At 32.7% G+C, this 20,611-nt stretch carries 18 protein-coding genes; 4 read left to right on the top strand and 14 right to left on the bottom strand.

Annotation, left to right across the window (positions count from 1 at the left end; genetic code table 11):
* Positions 1 to 335 precede the first annotated feature (335 nt).
* The 13 genes from uvrA to fakB1 form a co-directional block, all read right to left on the bottom strand.
* A complete protein-coding gene (gene uvrA / locus IDG64_RS01065; protein ID WP_000662681.1) occupies positions 336 to 3,182 on the bottom strand; it encodes an excinuclease ABC subunit UvrA in 2,847 nt (948 codons plus the stop codon).
* A 7-nt stretch (positions 3,183 to 3,189) separates the two neighbouring features.
* Positions 3,190 to 5,175 (bottom strand): excinuclease ABC subunit UvrB, encoded by a 1,986-nt coding sequence (uvrB, locus tag IDG64_RS01070; RefSeq protein WP_000229236.1) that lies wholly within the window; start codon positions 5,173 to 5,175, stop codon positions 3,190 to 3,192.
* 268 nt (positions 5,176 to 5,443) lie between these two features.
* Complete coding sequence (locus tag IDG64_RS01075) at positions 5,444 to 5,680, bottom strand: CsbA family protein (protein ID WP_000638419.1); 237 nt, start codon at positions 5,678 to 5,680, stop codon at positions 5,444 to 5,446.
* The gene (locus tag IDG64_RS01080; protein ID WP_000538141.1) at positions 5,677 to 6,327 is read right to left on the bottom strand and encodes a YfbR-like 5'-deoxynucleotidase; all 651 of its coding nucleotides are present in this window, start codon (positions 6,325 to 6,327) and stop codon (positions 5,677 to 5,679) included. The genes IDG64_RS01075 and IDG64_RS01080 overlap by 4 nt, the downstream gene beginning before the upstream one ends.
* A gap of 173 nt (positions 6,328 to 6,500) precedes the next feature.
* Positions 6,501 to 7,340 carry a CHAP domain-containing protein gene (locus IDG64_RS01085; RefSeq protein ID WP_000753321.1) on the bottom strand — a complete coding sequence of 280 codons (840 nt, stop codon included), beginning with the start codon at positions 7,338 to 7,340 and terminating at the stop codon, positions 6,501 to 6,503.
* Positions 7,341 to 7,487: 147 nt separating this feature from the next.
* Positions 7,488 to 7,595, bottom strand: coding sequence for a hypothetical protein (locus tag IDG64_RS01090; RefSeq protein ID WP_072360986.1), 108 nt, complete (start codon positions 7,593 to 7,595; stop codon positions 7,488 to 7,490).
* A 153-nt stretch (positions 7,596 to 7,748) separates the two neighbouring features.
* Positions 7,749 to 8,859 (bottom strand): peptide chain release factor 2 gene (gene prfB / locus IDG64_RS01095; RefSeq protein ID WP_010956549.1). Its coding sequence is split into 2 segments (ribosomal slippage): positions 7,749 to 8,786 and positions 8,788 to 8,859, totalling 1,110 coding nucleotides; the frame shifts between segments, so codons are not numbered across the junction.
* Between the two features lie 168 nt (positions 8,860 to 9,027).
* Positions 9,028 to 9,132, bottom strand: coding sequence for a hypothetical protein (locus IDG64_RS01100; protein ID WP_001790092.1), 105 nt, complete (start codon positions 9,130 to 9,132; stop codon positions 9,028 to 9,030).
* 41 nt (positions 9,133 to 9,173) lie between these two features.
* A complete protein-coding gene (gene secA, locus IDG64_RS01105; protein ID WP_000506531.1) occupies positions 9,174 to 11,705 on the bottom strand; it encodes a preprotein translocase subunit SecA in 2,532 nt (843 codons plus the stop codon).
* A 413-nt stretch (positions 11,706 to 12,118) separates the two neighbouring features.
* Positions 12,119 to 12,691: a ribosome hibernation-promoting factor, HPF/YfiA family gene (gene hpf / locus IDG64_RS01110; RefSeq protein WP_000617735.1), complete on the bottom strand. Its 573-nt coding sequence runs from the start codon at positions 12,689 to 12,691 to the stop codon at positions 12,119 to 12,121.
* A 60-nt stretch (positions 12,692 to 12,751) separates the two neighbouring features.
* Positions 12,752 to 13,426 (bottom strand): ComF family protein, encoded by a 675-nt coding sequence (locus tag IDG64_RS01115; RefSeq protein WP_001057968.1) that lies wholly within the window; start codon positions 13,424 to 13,426, stop codon positions 12,752 to 12,754.
* Positions 13,419 to 14,501 (bottom strand): ATP-dependent helicase ComFA, encoded by a 1,083-nt coding sequence (locus IDG64_RS01120; RefSeq protein WP_001813867.1) that lies wholly within the window; start codon positions 14,499 to 14,501, stop codon positions 13,419 to 13,421. Before IDG64_RS01120 ends, IDG64_RS01115 begins: the two co-directional genes overlap by 8 nt.
* Positions 14,502 to 14,864: 363 nt before the next feature.
* The gene (gene fakB1 / locus IDG64_RS01125; protein ID WP_000686342.1) at positions 14,865 to 15,731 is read right to left on the bottom strand and encodes a fatty acid kinase binding subunit FakB1; all 867 of its coding nucleotides are present in this window, start codon (positions 15,729 to 15,731) and stop codon (positions 14,865 to 14,867) included.
* A gap of 143 nt (positions 15,732 to 15,874) precedes the next feature.
* Between fakB1 and IDG64_RS01130 the strand changes: the two genes are divergently transcribed.
* Positions 15,875 to 16,516 (top strand): YigZ family protein, encoded by a 642-nt coding sequence (locus IDG64_RS01130; RefSeq protein ID WP_000192949.1) that lies wholly within the window; start codon positions 15,875 to 15,877, stop codon positions 16,514 to 16,516.
* Between the two features lie 171 nt (positions 16,517 to 16,687).
* On the opposite strand, the gene IDG64_RS01135 is transcribed toward IDG64_RS01130, so the two are convergent.
* Positions 16,688 to 17,743 (bottom strand): glycosyltransferase family 4 protein, encoded by a 1,056-nt coding sequence (locus tag IDG64_RS01135; protein ID WP_000258151.1) that lies wholly within the window; start codon positions 17,741 to 17,743, stop codon positions 16,688 to 16,690.
* A 317-nt stretch (positions 17,744 to 18,060) separates the two neighbouring features.
* Between IDG64_RS01135 and gdpS the strand changes: the two genes are divergently transcribed.
* From gdpS to IDG64_RS01150, 3 genes are all read left to right on the top strand, one after another.
* On the top strand, positions 18,061 to 19,131 hold the full coding sequence (gene gdpS / locus IDG64_RS01140; protein WP_000460983.1) for a GGDEF domain-containing protein GdpS: 1,071 nt from the start codon (positions 18,061 to 18,063) through the stop codon (positions 19,129 to 19,131).
* A 195-nt stretch (positions 19,132 to 19,326) separates the two neighbouring features.
* Positions 19,327 to 20,088 (top strand): threonine/serine exporter family protein, encoded by a 762-nt coding sequence (locus tag IDG64_RS01145; RefSeq protein WP_001113406.1) that lies wholly within the window; start codon positions 19,327 to 19,329, stop codon positions 20,086 to 20,088.
* Positions 20,089 to 20,105: 17 nt separating this feature from the next.
* Positions 20,106 to 20,600 carry a threonine/serine exporter family protein gene (locus IDG64_RS01150; protein ID WP_000899890.1) on the top strand — a complete coding sequence of 165 codons (495 nt, stop codon included), beginning with the start codon at positions 20,106 to 20,108 and terminating at the stop codon, positions 20,598 to 20,600.
* The last annotated feature ends 11 nt before the right edge of the window (positions 20,601 to 20,611 follow it).

A 20,611-nucleotide genomic window follows, 5' to 3' on the forward strand; every position in this document is an offset into this window, starting at 1 on the left:
AAATTCTACAAACAATGCAAGTTGGGGTGGGCCCCAACATAAAGAAATACTTTTTCTTTAGAAATTAGTATTTCTTATGCATGAGTTGCACTCATGCATTCCTATTTTTAAGTACACAATAGCTGTGGCTAATGACAAAGAACCACTACATAATAAATCATTAGTGATTCTTTATCATTTCTGTCCCACTCCCAGTTCGATTTATGTTTAACTACTCTAGATTGACCCTATCTTAACATAATTCTTTTTACGCATCTTTTCTTTCTACTATTCATTACTAAATTAATAAAAAGAAGCGAAGGATAAATTTATAACATCCTTCACTTCTTTTAATCTTATTTATCTTCAGTATTTTGTTTATCTCGTTCAAGTACTTCTTTTAAATACTTTCCTGTATATGATGACTTTGTCTGAGCAATATCTTCGGGTGTGCCAGTCGCAACAATAGTACCACCGCCACTACCACCTTCAGGACCTAAGTCGATAATATAGTCTGCTGTTTTGATAACATCTAGGTTATGTTCAATAATTACAACAGTATCACCATTTTCAACTAATCGGTTTAATACTTTTAATAATCTACTAATATCGTCAACATGTAACCCTGTTGTCGGTTCATCTAGGATATAAATAGATTTACCAGTTGAACGTTTATGAAGTTCAGATGCAAGTTTCACACGTTGAGCCTCACCACCTGATAACGTTGTAGCTTGTTGACCTAATGTGACGTATCCAAGACCAACATCAACTAGTGTTTGTAACTTGCGCTTAATCTTAGGAATATTTTCAAAAAATTGTGTTGCTTCTTCAACAGTCATTTCTAAAATGTCAGCAATATTTTTACCTTTGTAAGTAACCTCTAGTGTCTCACGATTATATCGTTTACCATCACACACTTCACAAGGAACATAAACATCAGGTAAAAAATGCATTTCAATTTTAATAATACCGTCACCTTTACAAGCTTCACAGCGTCCACCTTTTACATTAAAACTAAAACGCCCTTTTTGATATCCTCGAATTTTAGCTTCATTTGTTTGCGCAAACACATCACGTATATCATCAAACACACCAGTATATGTTGCTGGATTAGAGCGTGGCGTTCTACCTATCGGTGATTGATCAATATCAATAATTTTATCAAGTTGATCAATACCTTCAATCTTATCGTACAATCCTGGCTTTACTTTAGATTTATTAATTTTTTGAGCTAATGATTTGTATAATACTTCATTTACTAATGAGCTTTTACCAGAACCTGATACACCTGTAACAACCGTCATGATTGATAGTGGTATGTCCACATCAACCCCTTTAAGATTGTTGCTTCTAGCTCCACGTATAGAAATTTTACGATCTGAAGCCGGTCTGCGATATTCAGGTACTTCAATACGTTTCTTACCACTCAAGTATTGTCCTGTTAATGATTTTTTATCTTTCATTACCTTTTGAGGAGTACCACTAGACACAATCTGTCCTCCATGTTCACCAGCACCAGGACCTATATCCACTAAGTAATCAGCCGCACGCATTGTATCATCATCGTGTTCAACTACAATTAAAGTATTTCCTAAATCTCTCATTTCTTTAAGTGTATTAATTAATCGATCATTATCTCTTTGATGCAGTCCAATTGATGGCTCATCTAATACATATAAGACACCAGTCAAACGCGATCCAATTTGCGTTGCTAATCGAATACGTTGTGCTTCACCACCTGAAAGTGTACCTGAAGCTCTGTTTAACGTTAAATATTCAAGTCCCACATTATTTAAAAAAGTAAGTCGGGAAATAATTTCTTTCAATATTTGATTTGCAATCGCTTGATCTTGTTCTGACAAATCAATGTTTTTATAATAGTTCAGCGCTTGACTGATTGAATATTCGACTACTTCACCAATATTTAAACCACCTACATAAACAGATAACGCTTCACGACTCAATCGCTTTCCATGACAAGTTTCGCAAGGTAGTTCAGTCATATATTTACTCATCATTTCACGTGTATATTCTGAAGGAGATTCATGGAATCGTCTACTTATATTAGGAACTACACCCTCGAAAACCATTGTTCGTTTTCTAGTACCACCTTGACGTTGTGTAAATGTAAATTCAATTTCTTTGTCACCAGAACCATACAATAAAATATCACGTTGACGTTCTGTTAACTTTTTAAAAGGTTTATCCATATTGATTTTATAAACTTCACAAACACGTTTTAACAATGTTGGATAAAAATCAGAACTCGTCGGTATCCAAGGTTCTATTGCACCTTCGTTTAGCGTCTTATCTTTGTCGGGAACAACCAAGTCTACATCGACTGTTAACTTTTGGCCTAAGCCATCACATGTCGGACAAGCACCAAAAGGACTGTTAAAGCTAAACATTCTTGGTTCTAACTCTCCGATTGAAAATCCACATATAGGACAAGCATGGCTTTCTGAAAACTTAAGGTCTTCCCCGTCAATGACATCGACTGTTAATTGTCCTTCTGAAAGCTCTAAGGCAGTTTCTATAGAGTCAGCTAGTCGTGTTTCAATTCCATCTTTAACAACTAATCGGTCTACAACAACTTCTATTGTATGATTCTTGTTCTTATCTAAAGTAGGTACATCATTTACATCAACAATTTCGCCATCGATTCTTAAACGTACATAACCTTTTTTACCAATATCTTCGATTAGCTTTTCATGACTACCTTTACGATGAGCGATGACAGGTGCTAATAATTGAATCTTTGTACGTGCCTCTAATTCCATAATGCGGTCAACCATTTGTTGTACTGTTTGCGATTCAATTTCTATATTGTGATTTGGACAGTAAGGTTTACCAACACGTGCATATAACAAACGTATATAATCATATATTTCTGTTACTGTTGCTACAGTTGATCTTGGATTTTTACTTGTTGTTTTTTGATCTATTGAAATTGCTGGCGATAATCCTTCAATTGTATCAACATCTGGTTTGTCCATTTGGCCTAAAAATTGACGCGCATAGGCACTTAATGATTCAACATAACGTCGTTGTCCTTCAGCATATATAGTATCGAATGCTAATGACGATTTACCTGACCCAGATAAACCTGTCATAACAATTAATTTATTTTTAGGTAGTTCGATATCAATATCTTTCAAGTTATGCGCACGAGCACCTTTTACTACTATGGATGGTTCTTTCATTTACTTGTCACCCTTCTGCTTTTAATTCAAATAACATATCTCTTAATTCTGTAGCTTTCTCGAAATCTAAATCTTTCGCTGCTTGTTTCATTTCTTTTTCTATATTGTCGATTGTCTTTTGACGTTCTTTTTTCGTCATCTTCTTAGGTATCACAGTTTGTGCTTTGTCATTATTTTCGTCATTTTCAACAGTAGCACTAATTAAATCATGTATTTTTTTATTAATTGTTTTAGGTGTAATACCATGTTTTTCATTATGTTTCATCTGTATTTCTCGACGACGTTGTGTCTCATCAATTGCATACTTCATCGAATCAGTCATTTTATCGGCATACATAATGACTTCACCTTTATCGTTACGCGCAGCTCTACCTATTGTTTGAATTAATGAGCGGTTAGAACGTAAAAATCCTTCTTTATCTGCATCTAATATGACAACTAGAGAAACTTCTGGTATATCAATACCCTCTCTTAATAAATTAATACCTACGATAACATCATATGTACCCATTCGTAAGTCTCTAATTATTTCGATTCGTTCTAATGTCTTGATTTCTGAATGCAGATAATTAACTTTAATACCCGCTTCTTTCATGTATGTGGTTAAATCTTCACTCATCTTTTTAGTGAGCGTTGTAACAAGTACGCGTTCATTACGCTCAACCCTTATTTGAATTTCACTTAATAAATCGTCAATTTGATTTTCAGTAGGTCTAACCTCAATCTTAGGATCCAGTAAACCAGTAGGACGAATAATTTGTTCAACCATCTTATCCGTATGTTCAATTTCGTATGGTCCAGGCGTTGCAGATACATACACAAGTTGTTTTGTCTTTTCTTCAAATTCTTCAAATTTAAGTGGACGGTTATCTAATGCACTCGGTAATCTAAACCCATGATCCACCAAAACTTGTTTACGCGCTCTGTCTCCGTTATACATGCCTCGAACTTGCGGTAATGTCACATGTGATTCATCAATCATTACTAACCAATCATCGCCAAAGTAATCCAATAAAGTATATGGTGTCGAACCCAGTGGTCGCAAAGTTAAATGTACGGAATAGTTTTCAATTCCTGAACAGAATCCCATCTCTCGCATCATTTCTAAATCATAGTTGGTACGCTGTTCTAACCTTTGCGCTTCTAGTAATTTATTCTCATCTCGTAATTCTTTCAATCGTTCTTCCAATTCTTTTTCAATACGTTCAATCGCAACTTTCAACTTTTCTTCACGTGTTACGAAGTGAGAAGCTGGGAATATCGCAAAATGTTCTCTTTCTTTCAACACTTCACCTGTTAGGTAGTTAACTTCTCGGATACGGTCAATCTCATCGCCGAAAAACTCAACCCTTATACAAAGTTCTTCTTTAGAGGCTGGGAATATTTCAACTACATCACCACGCACTCGAAACGTTCCTCGTTGGAAATCGATGTCATTTCGTGTATATTGCACATCTACAAGTTTTCTAAGTAATTCACTTCTATCCATTTCCATACCAACTCGAACACTTACTACTAAATCTTTATATTCTTCAGGATTACCTAAACCATATATACAACTTACACTAGCAATAATAATTACATCATCGCGTTCAAATAATGCACTTGTAGCAGAATGTCGTAGTTGATCAATTTCATCATTGATTGAGGCATCTTTTTCAATAAAAGTGTCAGTAGACGGTACGTATGCCTCTGGTTGATAATAATCATAGTAACTTACAAAGTATTCCACCCTGTTTTCAGGAAAAAATTCTTTAAACTCACTATATAATTGTCCTGCTAATGTTTTGTTATGCGCGATAATTAACGTTGGTTTCCCAACTTCTTTAATAACATTACTCATCGTAAATGTTTTCCCTGTGCCAGTAGCACCTAATAAAGTTTGATGTCTTTTCCCCGCTTTAATACCTTCCACGATTTCTTCAATTGCTTGCGGTTGATCACCTTGAGGCTCAAAATCAGAATGTATTTTAAAAGGATAATGTTCAACCATTGTCACATATGCCTCCTCTTTCAACGTATTATTTATATTTCCGCTCAACTCTTTGCTTTCTCATTACATATTTTAGCAAAGTAGTCACACAAAAAGCAAACGTTTGTTCGTAAAAATGTCGAACAAAGAAAAACAAACATAGTTGTGCTAACTATGCTTGCCTTAAATCAAATCGTTTATCTTGTTATTTTTAGTATGTAAATACACATTATATTAATCATCATTTTGTTTCAACAAATTTGTTTGAAACATTATTTTAAAGTTAATCTTAGCGATCTTCATCTTGATGTTTATGAAATTCGAGTTGATCTATAATTAAATAACCAGCTAATAATGACACTACATCAATAAAAATAATCCACTCGTTATGGAAATACTCTTTATAGATTGAGGCACCAATTAAAATTAATGTCAGAATAGTACCGACCCATTTACTTCTTGTTATTACACTAAATAATACTACCAAGACACATGGAAAGAATGCTGCGCTAAAATACCATATCATTCATTTTCCTCTTTTCTTTTATTTAAAATGTTCATGGTTGTTTCTCTTAATTCTGTTCTAGGTATAAAGTTTTCAGTCAACATTTCTGGAATGATATTATTAATAAAATCTTGTACAGATGCTAAATGGTCAAATTGAATAATTGTTTCTAGACTCATTTCATAAATTTCGAAAAATAATTCTTCGGGATTACGTTTTTGTATTTCTCCAAATGTTTCATAAAGCAAATCAATTTTATCAGCAACTGAAAGTATTTGGCCTTCTAATGAATCATCTTTACCTTCTTGCAGTCGTTGCTTATAAACATCTCTATATTGTAGTGGAATTTCTTCTTCAATAAAGGTCTCTACCATTTCTTCTTCAACTTGCGAAAATAATTTTTTTAATTCACTACTCGCATATTTAACAGGTGTTTTTATATCACCAGTAAACACTTCGGCGAAATCATGATTTAATGCTTTTTCATATAAGCTTTTCCAATTAATCTTTCGTCCATGATATTCTTCAACTGTTGCTAGATATTGAGCAATTTTAGTTACTTTAAAGGAGTGTGCTGCAACATTGTGTTCAAAATATTTAAATTTTCCAGGTAATCTTATAAGTCTTTCCATATCTGATAATCTTTTAAAATATTGATGTACACCCATTTCAATTACCTCCTCCATTAATTAATCATAAATTATACTTTCTTTTTACATATCAATCAATTAAATATCATTTAAATATCTTCTTTATATAACTCTGATTAAATGATACCAAAAAATCCTCTCAACCTGTTACTTAAACAGGCTAAGAGGATAGTCTTGTCTTGATATATTACTTAGTGGATGTAATTATATTTTCCTGGATTTAAAATTGTTCTTGAAGATTTAACATTAAATCCAGCATAGTTCATTTCAGAAACAGTAATTGTTCCATTAGGGTTTACAGATTCAACAACACCAACATGTCCATATGGGCCAGCAGCTGTTTGGAAAATAGCGCCAACTTCTGGTGTTTTATCTACTTTAAATCCTGCAACTTTTGCTGCGTAATTCCAGTTATTTGCATTGCCCCATAAACTTCCTATACTTCTACCTAATTGTGCACGACGATCGAAAGCATAATATGTGCAGTTTCCATAAGCATATAAGTTCCCTCTGTTAGCAACTGATTTATTGTAGTTATGTGCAACAGGTACAGTTGGTACTGATTTTTGTACTTGAGCAGGTTTGTATGCTACATTAACTGTCTTAGCTACTGCTTGCTTAGGTGCTTGCTTAACTACTACTTTTTTAGACGCTTGTTGTACAGGTTGTTTTACTACCTTTTTAGCTTGGCTTGCTTTTCTTACTGGTGTTTTAACCGCTTTAGTTTGTTTCACTTTATTTTGAGGCACAAGTGAAATCACGTCACCAGGAAAAATTAAAGGTGTTACACCAGGATTGTATGAATATAATTGATTCAACGTTAAGTGATGCTCTAATGCAATCTTATATAATGAATCGCCAGCAACTACTGTATAAGTTGTCGGTGATTGCGTTTGTGCTTGAACATTTGATACATAATTATGTTGAACAGGTGTTTTTACTTGTGTGCCATGTTGTTGTGCATGTGCTGCATTATTTAAAGCTAAAAAAGCTAACACTGACGAAACCGTCACTGTAAGAGTTTTTTTCATCTTGCTGTCATTCCTTTGCTGTTAGTATTTTAAGTATGCAAATACTATAGCACAATACATTTTGTCAAAAGCTATTGTTATAACGATGTAATCAAATGGTTAACAATATAAAAAGAATACAACCTTTTATCATAGTGTAAAATGTATTCATACCATGTAATTGAGAACGTTTTCAACGATTAATTCAATACCTTGAAAATCGCCATAGGTAATATTACTAAATGCACACTGCATATGTTGTTTTAACAAATACAACTTTCAAAAAATATATTCTAACTCTATCTACCGAATTGTACTTAAATATTCATAAACAAATCATATTCCAAAATCTAATTTACAATTTATTTAGCTACCTTTAAAAAAACCAAAAACCGACGCCCTTTTAGAGCCTCGGTTTTAAAATATATATTAATCGTGCGACATTGTCTGTCTTAAATATGATTCGATAAATGGTCCAATGTCTCCATCCATCACTGCATCAACCTTACCTGTTTCTTCGTTCGTACGATGATCTTTCACCATTGAGTATGGATGGAAAACATATGATCTAATTTGGCTTCCCCAGCCGATTTCTTTTTGTTCGCCACGAATTTCAGCCATTTCACGTGCCTGCTCTTCCAATTTTAATTGATATAATTTAGACTTTAACATTTTCATAGCTGCTTCACGGTTTTTAATTTGAGAACGTTCATTTTGGTTATTAACAACTATACCTGAGGGGTGGTGGGTAATTCGTATTGCCGATTCAGTTTTGTTAATATGCTGACCACCTGCACCAGAAGCTCTGAATGTATCAACTGTAATATCATCCGGATTGATTTCAATCTCTATTTCATCATTATTAAAATCTGGAATAACGTCGCATGATGCAAATGATGTATGACGACGTCCTGATGAATCAAATGGAGAAATTCGTACTAGTCGGTGTACACCTTTTTCAGCTTTTAAATAACCATAAGCATTATGCCCTTTGATGAGCAATGTTACACTTTTAATCCCTGCTTCATCCCCAGGTAGATAATCAACAGTTTCAACTTTAAAGCCTTTCTTCTCACAATAACGTTGATACATTCTAAATAGCATATTAGCCCAATCTTGAGACTCCGTGCCACCTGCACCAGGATGTAACTCTAGAATTGCGTTATTGGCATCGTGAGGCCCATCTAATAATAATTGCAATTCGTATTCATCCACTTTAGCCTTAAAATTAATGACCTCTTGCTCTAAGTCTTCTTTCATTTCTTCATCAAATTCTTCTTGTAATAAATCCCAAGTAGCATCCATGTCATCTACTTCTGCTTGTAGTGTTTTATAACCATTAACTATTGCTTTTAACGCATTATTTTTATCTATAATATCTTGCGCTTTCGTTTGGTTATCCCAAAAATTAGGTTCTGCCATCATTTCTTCATATTCTTGAATATTAGTTTCTTTGTTCTCTAAGTCAAAGAGACCCCCTAATTTGTGTTAAATCTTGATTATACTTATCTATATTTCGTTTGATTTCTGATAATTCCATAGCATTCGCTCCTATTTATATTTCAATTCAAGTCATTGATTTGTATCTTTTATAATGCTAAATTTTAACATAATTTTGTTAAATAACAATGTTAAGAAATATAAGCACACTGACAATTAGTTTATGCATTTATTGTTAAAAATCAGTACATTTATCATCGACATATGCCTAAACCGATTTTTTAAAACTAAGTACATAACAACGTTTAACAACTTCTTCACATTTTTTAAAGTATTTAACGCTTGTAAAATAAAAAGACTCCTCCCATAACACAAACTATAGGTGTTTAATTGGAAGGAGTTATTTTATATCATTTATTTTCCATGGCAATTTTTGAATTTTTTACCACTACCACATGGACAATCATCGTTACGACCAACTTGATCGCCTTTAACGATTGGTTTCGGTTTCACTTTTTCTTTACCATCTTCAGCTGAAACGTGCTTCGCTTCACCAAACTCTGTTGTTTTTTCACGTTCAATATTATCTTCAACTTGTACTACAGATTTTAAAATGAATTTACAAGTATCTTCTTCAATATTTTGCATCATGATATCAAATAATTCATGACCTTCATTTTGATAGTCACGTAATGGATTTTGCTGTGCATAAGAACGTAAGTGAATACCTTGACGTAATTGATCCATTGTGTCGATATGATCAGTCCAATGGCTATCAATAGAACGAAGTAAAATCATACGCTCAAACTCATTCATTTGTTCTTCTAAGATATCTTTTTGACTTTGATATGCTGCTTCAATCTTAGCCCAAACGACTTCGAAAATATCTTCAGCATCTTTACCTTTGATATCATCCTCTGTAATGTCACCTTCTTGTAAGAAGATGTCATTAATGTAGTCGATGAATGGTTGATATTCAGGCTCGTCATCTGCTGTATTAATATAGTAATTGATACTACGTTGTAACGTTGAACGTAGCATTGCATCTACAACTTGAGAGCTGTCTTCTTCATCAATAATACTATTTCTTTCGTTATAGATAATTTCACGTTGTTTACGTAATACTTCATCGTATTCTAAGATACGTTTACGCGCGTCGAAGTTATTACCTTCTACACGTTTTTGTGCTGATTCTACAGCTCTTGATACCATTTTTGATTCAATTGGTGTAGAGTCATCTAAACCTAGTCGGCTCATCATTTTCTGTAAACGTTCAGAACCAAAACGAATCATTAATTCATCTTGTAATGATAAATAGAAGCGACTATCCCCTTTATCACCTTGACGTCCAGAACGACCACGTAACTGGTCATCAATACGACGAGATTCATGTCGTTCTGTACCTATTACTGCTAAACCGCCTAATTCCTCTACGCCTTCACCTAATTTGATATCTGTACCACGACCAGCCATGTTAGTGGCAATAGTAACGGCACCTTTTTGTCCAGCGCCTGCAACAATTTCAGCTTCACGTTCATGATTTTTCGCATTTAACACATCATGACGGATACCACGTTTTTTAAGTAAATTTGAAATATATTCAGAAGTCTCAACTGCAACAGTACCTAATAGCACTGGTTGCCCTGCCTTGTGTTTTTCAACAACATCTTCTACTACTGCATCAAATTTACCTTTTTGGCTAATGTAAATTAAATCAGACTTATCGTTACGTTGCACAGGTTTATTTGTCGGAATTTGAGTTACTGTCATGTTATAAATATTTCTAAATTCTTCTTCTTCAGTTTTAGCTGTACCTGTCATACCCGCAAGTTTATTGTACATTCTGAAATAGTTTTGGAATGTAATAGACGCCATAGTTTTAGATTCATTTTGAATTTGAACGCCTTCCTTCGCTTCAATAGCTTGGTGTAAACCTTCCGAGAAACGACGGCCTGGCATTGTACGTCCTGTAAATTGATCGACAATTAATACTTCGCCATCAACAACCATATAGTCTACGTCACGTTGTAATGTAACGTGCGCACGTAAAGCTGTGTTGATATGACTAATAACATCAACATTTTGTACATCATATAAGTTTTCAACTTTGAACATACGTTCTGCTTTATCCGCACCTTGTTCTGTTAAATGTACAGCTTTCGTTTTTTCATCGTATTTATAATCTTCGTCCTGTTTTAACATTTTCGCAAAAACATTTGCTTGTGTATAAAGTGACGTTGACTTTTCAGCTTCACCAGAAATAATTAATGGCGTACGTGCCTCGTCGATTAAAATTGAGTCAACCTCATCAATGATTGCAAAATGTAATGGACGCATTACTCTATCTTCAGAATAATTCACCATGTTATCTCGTAAGTAATCAAAACCTAGCTCATTATTAGTACTGTAAGTAATGTCTTGTGCGTATGCTTCACGTTTTTCTTCTGTCGTCTTACTGTTTAAGTTTAATCCGACAGTCAAACCTAAGAAGTTATATAACTCAGCCATTTCTTCACTTTGAACACTTGATAAGTATTCATTGACTGTAATAACGTGAACACCTCTACCAGCTAATGCATTTAAGTATGTTGGCATTGTCGCTGTTAATGTTTTACCTTCACCTGTTCTCATCTCAGCGATATCACCTTTATGAATTGCAATACCACCCATAATTTGAACTTTATATGGTGTCATATTGAATACACGTTTAGAGCCTTCTCTAACAAGTGCATATGCTTCTGGTAAAATTTTATCTAAATAATCATTTTGCTTTTTGACATTATCAATGTCAGCTAATTCTGTTTGGAATTGTTTCGTTTTATTACGAATTTCTTCATCAGTTAAAATTGCCGTTTTTTCTTCTAAAGCGATTACTTTATCAGCAAGTTTACCTAACTGTTTAATTTCTTTATTATTGCCATCAAGAATTTTTGATAAAAATCCCATTTCGTTCGCTCCTTTAGCTAAAAAACTGTTTGGCCTACAACAATATATCTTATCATTTATAGTTAGAAAATTATACTTATTTACTCATTTGTAGAATCAATATAAATATATTTATGACATACTTCATTCACATTCTGTTGTCAACAAGTTTATCACTAATAAATATATTCTCAATACGCAATTATACTTCCTAATAAATTATATTATAAATATTTTACGATTTTCGACTCGGACTATACAATAGACTGACATACTATTATTAACTTAACATTCAAATATATACATCCATTAACATTAGCATAATCACTATGTTTCATTCAACAAATTACATTACCGAACTATGAAATAATCATAATTTGCTTTTGGAGTATAAAAAAGCACTTGTGCAAAAACACAAGTGCTTTAAACTTAATTTATTGTTCACTAGTTTGAATCAAGCCATATTTACCGTCTTTACGGCGGTAAACGATACTTGTTCCATCAGTTTCTCTGTCTGTGAATACAAAGAAGTCATGACCTAATAGATTCATTTGTAATACCGCTTCTTCTGAATCCATTGGTTTTAAGCTGAATTCTTTTGAACGAATAATTTCTATCTCGTTATCATCGTAAGCGTCATTATCAACTTGTGTTTCTTGCATTTCTTGTAATTCGGCAACAAACACTTCTTGATCTCCTCGATCACGGCTCTTACGATTAATACGTGTTTTATATTTTCGAACTTGTCTTTCAAGTTTATTATTAATTAAATCAATACCTGCGTATAAATCATCGTTTCGCTCTTCAGCTCTTAACGTAACATTTTTCAATGGAATTGTTACTTCAATTTTAGTAGCTGAATTTGAATAAGTTTTAACTTTAACATGCGCCACTGCATTTGGTACGTCATTAAAATAACGTTCCAACTTACCAATTTTTTCCTCAATATAGTTGCGAATAGCATCTGTGATAGTGAGGTTATCTCCATGAATTTCAAATCTAATCATAGTAATCTCTCCTTAAACCTCTTTATTGGTAACTCTTTATTATATTTTAACATTTTTACGCTATCGTGCAAACGCAAACACTTTGAATTTTCTGATATTTTTAGCATATAATTTACACCCTGCACGATGAATTGTTAATCCAGTTGTATAAATATCGTCAACGAGTAATATTTCCTTGCCATTTAAATCTAATTCCGTATCAATAATAAATGGATTTTCATCTGCCAGACGCTCTTTCTTAGTTAAATGAGACTGTTTTGGTCTATTTGACATCTTTAAAATCTTATCAAAGCGAATCCCTTTAGCTTTTAGTACTGCTTCTACCGGGTTAAATGTTCTAGATAAATCATGTGCCGGCGAAGAAGGAATTGGCACAATATAGTCATAAGATGTTTGTGGTATTTCAATCAAATGTGCCAATAATTCACATAAATAATAGTCTTTCAAAAATTTATACTGATGTATCATCTCTTTCATTAAACCGTCATATTGAAATTGACAATATAATTGTTCCATTAAATTAAAGTGTGCCGATAGAAACTTGCAGTCTAAACAATACGCTTCATTTTGATTTAAGTGTTTTAAGCACCTTGAACATCGCCTTGCTTTAATATCAAGTTTAATATTGTCCCAATTCTCTTTGCATCTGTCACATAATCTATTAGGTTTCTTGAACAAATTATAAATGGTTATATTTTCATATAACTTAGCACCACAACTCAAACAATTATTCATCAATCCAACCTCTTTTTAATGCTAATTTGTTCATCTTTTGAATCTCTTTTTTAGCTTGAATCATATTCATACTTACTCCTTCATGGAAAAACAATACTTTTCCAGTAGGACATTCTAATTTTCGTCCAACACGTCCAGCAATTTGTATTAAAGCCTCTTGAGTATATTGATGTGCATCGATAACAACAACATCCAAATTTGCCATTGTAAATCCACGTTCTAATATTGTCGTAGTAAAAATGACATCGAAATGTCCATTCCTTAATTGTTCAACTTTTTCAAAGCGAAAAACATCCTCGCTATGGACGTATGTTAATTTAGTAATTTTCTGCTTATAAACCGAAAATGTTTTAATCATTGTTTCTATATTGTTAAAAAACACCAGTGTATAACGTTGATTATTAATTTGATCTTGTAAAATTCGGTATAACATTTTCTGAATCTTATTATTATTAAGTTTGAAATAGCAATATTTAGGAACTGGAAGTGATTTTTTATGAAAGCGAGCTGGCAATTTAATTATATTTTCGTGGGGAATCTCTGACAGAAGTTGTTTCGGTGGTGTTGCTGTCATATAAATTGTTGCATGTTCAACTTTAGAAGATGACTTCAATGCTTGTTGTAGATTTTTATCCATTGATATAGGAAAGGCATCGACTTCATCAATAAAAATAGTATCAAAGTGCTGTTTGAATCGGTAAAGTTGATGCACTGTGCATACAACAAAATGCCCTTCAAATTGTTGTCTTGATTGCTGGTGTAGTATGTCTATATCTTCATTAAGAAATGCGTCTTTAATACGTTTACTAATTTCTACAACAACATCTACACGTGGTGACACAATAGCTATATTATCTCCCTGTATTCTTGCATATTGAATGCCTTGAAACATCATTTCTGTCTTACCTGCACCTGTTACGGCATATAACAAAATCGTTTGTCTCTTTCTAATGGCTCGAACAATATGTTCTGAGGCATAAGACTGCTGTTCCGACAATGCAAATGAGAGATGATAATATGCTTGTGATGAACTTTGCGAACTCTCTGTTATTTTATATCTTGTTACATTATCCATTCGACCCAGTGATATACAATTTCTGCAATATACAATTTTCTTGGAATGTACTGAGGAAGCATACTGATAAAAATGCTTTGGATTTGTACTTTCACATTGAACACAATAATAGTTTGAATTTTGTTTGATGACACCTGTTACTTCTTTTTTAATTTTTTCATTAGTAAGTGAAGTTTGAGGATGAATTAATTTCCCGTAATGTTTAATGCTTAAAACCTCATTTCAACGTAAAAAAGAGCCTAATATTATAATGATTTTCTTATATCTTTAGCATTTTGGCTTTCAAATGATGAACATTTAAAGCCATGTATACGAGAGATAATTTCCAATTACAATATAGACTCTTTTATTAAAATTTTATAATTATGTTAATCTTATTTTTCTGCCAACATAGCCTAAACCTAATCCACCAGAACCTAAATGTGCTGCAACAACTGGACCAAACTCAGAGTATGCTACTTGATAAGCTGAAGGACAATCATCTTGTAACTTTTTGTATAACGCTTGACCATCTTCGAAATGATCTCCATTTATGACAAATAAAGTTACTTCTTCAAAGTCTTTTACAATATCTAATACTTTCTTTTCTAATGTTTGAATGGCACGCTTTTTAGTACGAACTTTTTCTTCTGGTATAATCTTGCCATCTTCAAACTTAAGAACTGGCTTCATTTTCAATAATGTTCCAACCCATGCTTGAGCACCAGTAATTCGACCACTTTTTTGTAAATTCTTTAAGTCATCAACAATTAAATATGCACCTGTGTGTTCACGCATATTAGTTAAATCATCAATAATTTGCTGTGGTTCGTATCCTTCTTCAACCATTTCAATAGCACGTAATACATAGCATCCTTCAATCATTGCTGCAAGCTTACTATCAAATGCATGTACATTAACACCTTCAACCATTTCCCCTGCTTGATAACTAGATTGATAACTTCCACTAATTCCACTTGATAAGCAAATGACAATGATATCTGTGTAACCTTGATCTCTTAGCATTTCATATTTAGTAATCCATTCGCCAATTGCTGGTTGGCTTGTTGTTGGAATCGTTTGAGACGATGCCATTTTATTATAAAATTCTTCAATTGCTATTTCATTACTTTCTGTAAAGTTCTTCCCATCATCAAAAGTCACACTTAATGGCGCTATTTGAATATTATATTTATCGATTAAGTCCTGCGAAAGATAACTTGTAGAATCGGTCATCACAGCAATTTTCATAGTCGTCCTCCTAAAATATACTCATAGCAATGATACAATATTTCAGTTAAAAAGAAAATGGCAATCAAACGATTTATAGTCATGTCATTTTCAGTGTATAATGAAGATTAAATAATCTTAAGCTTATGAATTAAGGAGTTATTATGACACAAAATATCATTACTGTTAAAAAAGAACACATTATTGAAAATGTGATTAGTAAATCAAGATTCATTGCTCACATCAAGCCTGTTCAAAATGAAGATGAAGCTAAAGCATTTATTGCTGCAATAAAAAAAGAACATAAAGATGCCACTCATAATTGTTCTGCATATACTATTGGACCTGAAATGAATATTCAAAAAGCGAATGATGATGGTGAACCGACAGGAACTGCCGGTGTCCCAATGTTAGACATATTAAAAAAGCTCGATGTTCATAATGCGTGTGTCGTAGTAACAAGATATTTTGGTGGTATTAAATTAGGTGGTGGCGGTTTAATTCGCGCCTATAGCGGTGCTGTTAGAGACGTCATTTATGATGTCGGACGTGTCGAACTACGAGAAGCAGTACCATGTATAGTAACACTGAATTATGATCAAACTGGTAAATTTGAATATGAATTAGCTTCAACTCATTTTATGTTAAGAAACCAAACTTACACTGATAAGGTAAGCTACTATATCGATGTCGTTAAAAGTGACTATGAAGCGTTTATTAACTTTTTAAATCAAATGACTGCAGGAAATTTCGATTTGACTGAAGAAACTCCAAAGCAGTTACCTTTCGATATACCAACTGAATAAAAATAAAAAGCACTATCATAAGACGGTAAATATCAATTGCGTATTATTAAACGACAATTGAAGTACACGTTTATGGCAGTGCTTTTTTATATTTGAAATTTAATACATAAAAAATTGCAAAGAGTAAAGCCATATAATACAAATTATCCCATACAGCTATGCTTTCATTCCCTATTCCTCTTTGTGTGACGATTTCCGACTAATTAAATTTAATATTGGTCGGTAGTTGTTATCTATTAATCCTGTAAATTCAACAATTAATTCAATACTAAATATGATTAATACAAACATTAATACAACACCTAATGGTGGCGATACATACAAAATAATGCTCGAAAGACTAAATAAAATAGAGATTGAATAGATTAATAATACTGTTTGTCTATGTGTGTAGCCTAAAGCTAATAGTTTATGATGCAAATGCGATTTATCAGCTTGCATTATATGCTGCCCTTTTTTCACACGTCGAATCATTGCGAACAAAGTATCAATGAATGGAACTGCTAAGATAACAATTGGGAAGAACAATGCAATAATTGTAATATTTTTGAATCCGAGTAAAGAAAGGAATCCGATGATAAATCCAATCATTAAAGCCCCACTATCACCTAAAAATATTTTGGCAGGATGGAAATTGTAAAATAAAAACCCAATTAAAGAGCCTAATAAAACACAACAAATCATCGTTATGAAAATATTAGCTTGTAAAATTGCAATGAATCCTATTGTAATGAGTCCGATTGCAGAAACACCCGACGCCAAACCATCGAGTCCATCAATTAAGTTAATTGCATTTGTAATAGCAACAATCCAAATCACAGTAATTGGAATACTAAGAAATCCAAAATGAATCGTTGTACCCATTGGCAACGAAATAAAATCAATAGTCACACCATAAAAAGCAACTACTAAGGCAGCGGCAATTTGACCAGCCAATTTTATATACGGTTTCAAATCGTAGATATCATCTACAAGCCCAAGTACGTACATAATAATCGCACCAATAATAAGTGGTTTGATTTCTGTTTCAATAGGATGACCAATCCAAATACCTATTAAAAATGAAAAGAGAATCACTGTACCACCCATAACTGAAATAGGTTTAGTGTGTACTTTTCTAAAATTTGGTTTATCAACTAAATTTAATCTTTTCGATATTGCAATAACAATTGGTGTTATCGTCAAACTGACAATCATTGTTACTGCAACTAGTAATAATGTAACCATTTATTCACCTTCATCGATATTAATTGTTTTTAACGTTATATTTATTTAATATTGTCTTTATAGAATGATATATCTATTTTCTACGTATATCTTATAGCTTTATTATAAATTAATTCGCTCAATCAATGATATCATATTTACAACTATACGATTCATTTCTTATATATCGCCTATTATTCATTTTTTCATCATATCATTTAAGGCAACATTTTAACATCAAAGTCTATATCATACATTAATTTTATATGTAAACTAATGACAAATTGTAAGTTTTCACTTACAATAGCTAGTGGTCAATTAAAGGAGTCGATTCAGACATGTTCGAAGCATTTATATACAATATATCTGTTATAGTCGCTGGAATCTATTTATTCCATCGCTTACAGTATTCAGAAAACAAACGTATGGTTTTTTCTAAGGCTTATGTCACTGTTTTAATGACAATCGTATCATTATTATTATCTGTCTACCCTATCCCTTATCGTGAAGATTATTTAATTCACTTAACATTCGTTCCTTTATTGTTTTTAGGTAGATTTACAAATATGGTCTATACATTATCTGCCACAGTAATTGTAGCAATTGTTGAAATTGTAGTATTTAACAACTCGATTATGTACGGTGTTACGTTGATTGTTATTGCTGCAGTAACAAGTGCTATTGGACCATTTTTAAAACAAAATGATGTGCTATCATTATTAATACTTAATGTTGTTACAATAATCATTTTATTTGGTGTCGCGTTAGTGAGTCCTATTTACACACTATCGGAAGTTATCATTTTAATACCAATTTCATTAATTATCACTTTAGCTTCAGCGATAACATTTGTCGATATTTGGCATTTCTTCTCACTCGTAAATCGTTATGAAAACGAAGATAAATATGATTACTTAACAGGCTTAGGTAATGTAAAAGAATTTGATAGACATTTAAATGAAATTTCACGAAAAGCTGAAAAAGAACATCAAAGTATCGCTTTATTATTAATCGATATCGATGGATTTAAAGATGTCAATGATACCTACTCACACAAATCAGGTGATGCTGTATTAAAACAAATGTCTCAATTACTTAAAAACTATGTGCCGAATCAATTTAAAATTTTTAGAAATGGTGGCGAAGAGTTCTCAGTTGTCATTCACAATTATTCACTTGATCAAAGTGTTAAATTAGCTGAAAATATTCGTTCGGGTGTTGAAAAATCATCATTCCATTTACCAAACAAAGAAGTTATTAAATTGTCAGTGTCTATCGGTGTTGGTTATTTAACAGATGACGATCCAAAATCACAGCGTAAAGTGTTTAAAGATGCAGACGATATGGTGCATGTAGCCAAAAATCAAGGGCGAAACAAAGTAATGTTTAACCCTATTATCAATTTATAACAACGACAAAACTGTTAATCCTTTGCTATTATTAAATCATAGTATAATAGCAAAGATTAACAGTTTTTCTTATTTAAATTTGAACCATACAAGTTCATCATACTAACACAAAGTCTCACTATTGAAAGTTGTAACAACAAGTTGTAAACTTCAATTGTTCAAATAAATAACACATATCATTGGAGGTGAATTGATATGCCAGATTCAATCACAATTATAGATGAAAACAAAGTGATTGATGTTGTATTAATTGCAGGTAGAATTTTACTTGAATCAGGTGCTGAAACATATCGAGTTGAAGATACAATGAACCGTATCGCACATAGTTATGGTCTTCATAATACATATAGTTTTGTCAGTTCAACTGCAATTATTTTTTCATTAAATGATCGAACAAGTACAAGATTAATTCGTGTACAAGAGCGTACAACAGATTTAGAGAAAATTGCTTTAACGAATAGTCTTTCACGTAAAATATCAAATAAAGAACTCACAATTGATGAAGCTAAATCTGAATTTATTCATTTACAGCATGCATCATTACAATATTCTTTTTTAACGAATTTCTTTGCAGCTGCCATTGCATGTGGCTTCTTCCTATTTATGTTTGGTGGTGTCGCATCAGATTGTTGGATTGCAGTCATTGCTGGCGGATCCGCATTTTTAACATTCAGCTTTGTGCAACGCTATATACAAATTAAATTTTTCTCAGAGTTTGTTGCAGCCGCTGTGGTCATATCCATTGCAGCCACATTTACTAAATTAGGCATTGCAACCAATCAAGATATCATTACTATAGCCAGTGTCATGCCACTTGTCCCTGGTATATTAATTACCAATGCCATTCGAGATTTATTAGCGGGTGAATTACTTGCAGGTATGTCTCGTGGTGTTGAAGCTGCATTAACAGCATTCGCAATCGGTGCTGGTGTCGCAATCGTTTTATTAATCATTTAAGGAAGGACTGTTAAAGCATGCTATTTTATTTATTTCATTTTACAATCAGCTTTATATCAACAGTACTTTTCTCTATCATTTTCAATGCACCCAAACGCCTCTTAGTAGCATGTGGATTTGTGGGTGCCATTGCATGGACGATTTACCAATTAACGGTAGATTTAGAGTTTGGAAAAGTTGGCGCTTCATTTTTGGGAAGCTTAATTTTAGGCTTAATGAGTCATACTATGAGTCGCAGATATAAACGACCGGTAATTATATTCATAGTGCCAGGCATTATACCATTAGTACCTGGTGGTGCAGCTTATCAAGCGACTCGTTTTTTAGTATCAAATGATTATACAAGTGCTGTAAATACATTTTTAGAAGTTACACTGATTTCAGGTGCGATTGCTTTCGGTATATTAGTTTCTGAAATTCTATATTACCTATACACACGTATCAAACAACTGTATGGTAAAATCAAAGGTAAGACATATAAAAAATCTTACAACATGAATAATAGAGTTTAAGGGGTCGAATA

This window comes from Staphylococcus sp. EG-SA-15, from assembly GCF_017151895.1.
In the GTDB taxonomy this organism is placed as follows: Bacteria; Bacillota; Bacilli; order Staphylococcales; family Staphylococcaceae; genus Staphylococcus; species Staphylococcus aureus.

Coding starts and splice junctions, on each gene's coding strand:
- uvrA (WP_000662681.1), bottom strand. CDS start 3,182: ATGAAAGAACCATCCATAGTAGTAAAAGGTGCTCGTGCGCATAACTTG.
- uvrB (WP_000229236.1), bottom strand. CDS start 5,175: ATGGTTGAACATTATCCTTTTAAAATACATTCTGATTTTGAGCCTCAA.
- IDG64_RS01075 (WP_000638419.1), bottom strand. CDS start 5,680: ATGATATGGTATTTTAGCGCAGCATTCTTTCCATGTGTCTTGGTAGTA.
- IDG64_RS01080 (WP_000538141.1), bottom strand. CDS start 6,327: ATGGGTGTACATCAATATTTTAAAAGATTATCAGATATGGAAAGACTT.
- IDG64_RS01085 (WP_000753321.1), bottom strand. CDS start 7,340: ATGAAAAAAACTCTTACAGTGACGGTTTCGTCAGTGTTAGCTTTTTTA.
- secA (WP_000506531.1), bottom strand. CDS start 11,705: ATGGGATTTTTATCAAAAATTCTTGATGGCAATAATAAAGAAATTAAA.
- hpf (WP_000617735.1), bottom strand. CDS start 12,691: ATGATTAGATTTGAAATTCATGGAGATAACCTCACTATCACAGATGCT.
- IDG64_RS01115 (WP_001057968.1), bottom strand. CDS start 13,426: ATGAATAATTGTTTGAGTTGTGGTGCTAAGTTATATGAAAATATAACC.
- IDG64_RS01120 (WP_001813867.1), bottom strand. CDS start 14,501: ATGGATAATGTAACAAGATATAAAATAACAGAGAGTTCGCAAAGTTCA.
- fakB1 (WP_000686342.1), bottom strand. CDS start 15,731: ATGAAAATTGCTGTGATGACCGATTCTACAAGTTATCTTTCGCAGGAC.
- IDG64_RS01130 (WP_000192949.1), top strand. CDS start 15,875: ATGACACAAAATATCATTACTGTTAAAAAAGAACACATTATTGAAAAT.
- IDG64_RS01135 (WP_000258151.1), bottom strand. CDS start 17,743: ATGGTTACATTATTACTAGTTGCAGTAACAATGATTGTCAGTTTGACG.
- gdpS (WP_000460983.1), top strand. CDS start 18,061: ATGTTCGAAGCATTTATATACAATATATCTGTTATAGTCGCTGGAATC.
- IDG64_RS01145 (WP_001113406.1), top strand. CDS start 19,327: ATGCCAGATTCAATCACAATTATAGATGAAAACAAAGTGATTGATGTT.
- IDG64_RS01150 (WP_000899890.1), top strand. CDS start 20,106: ATGCTATTTTATTTATTTCATTTTACAATCAGCTTTATATCAACAGTA.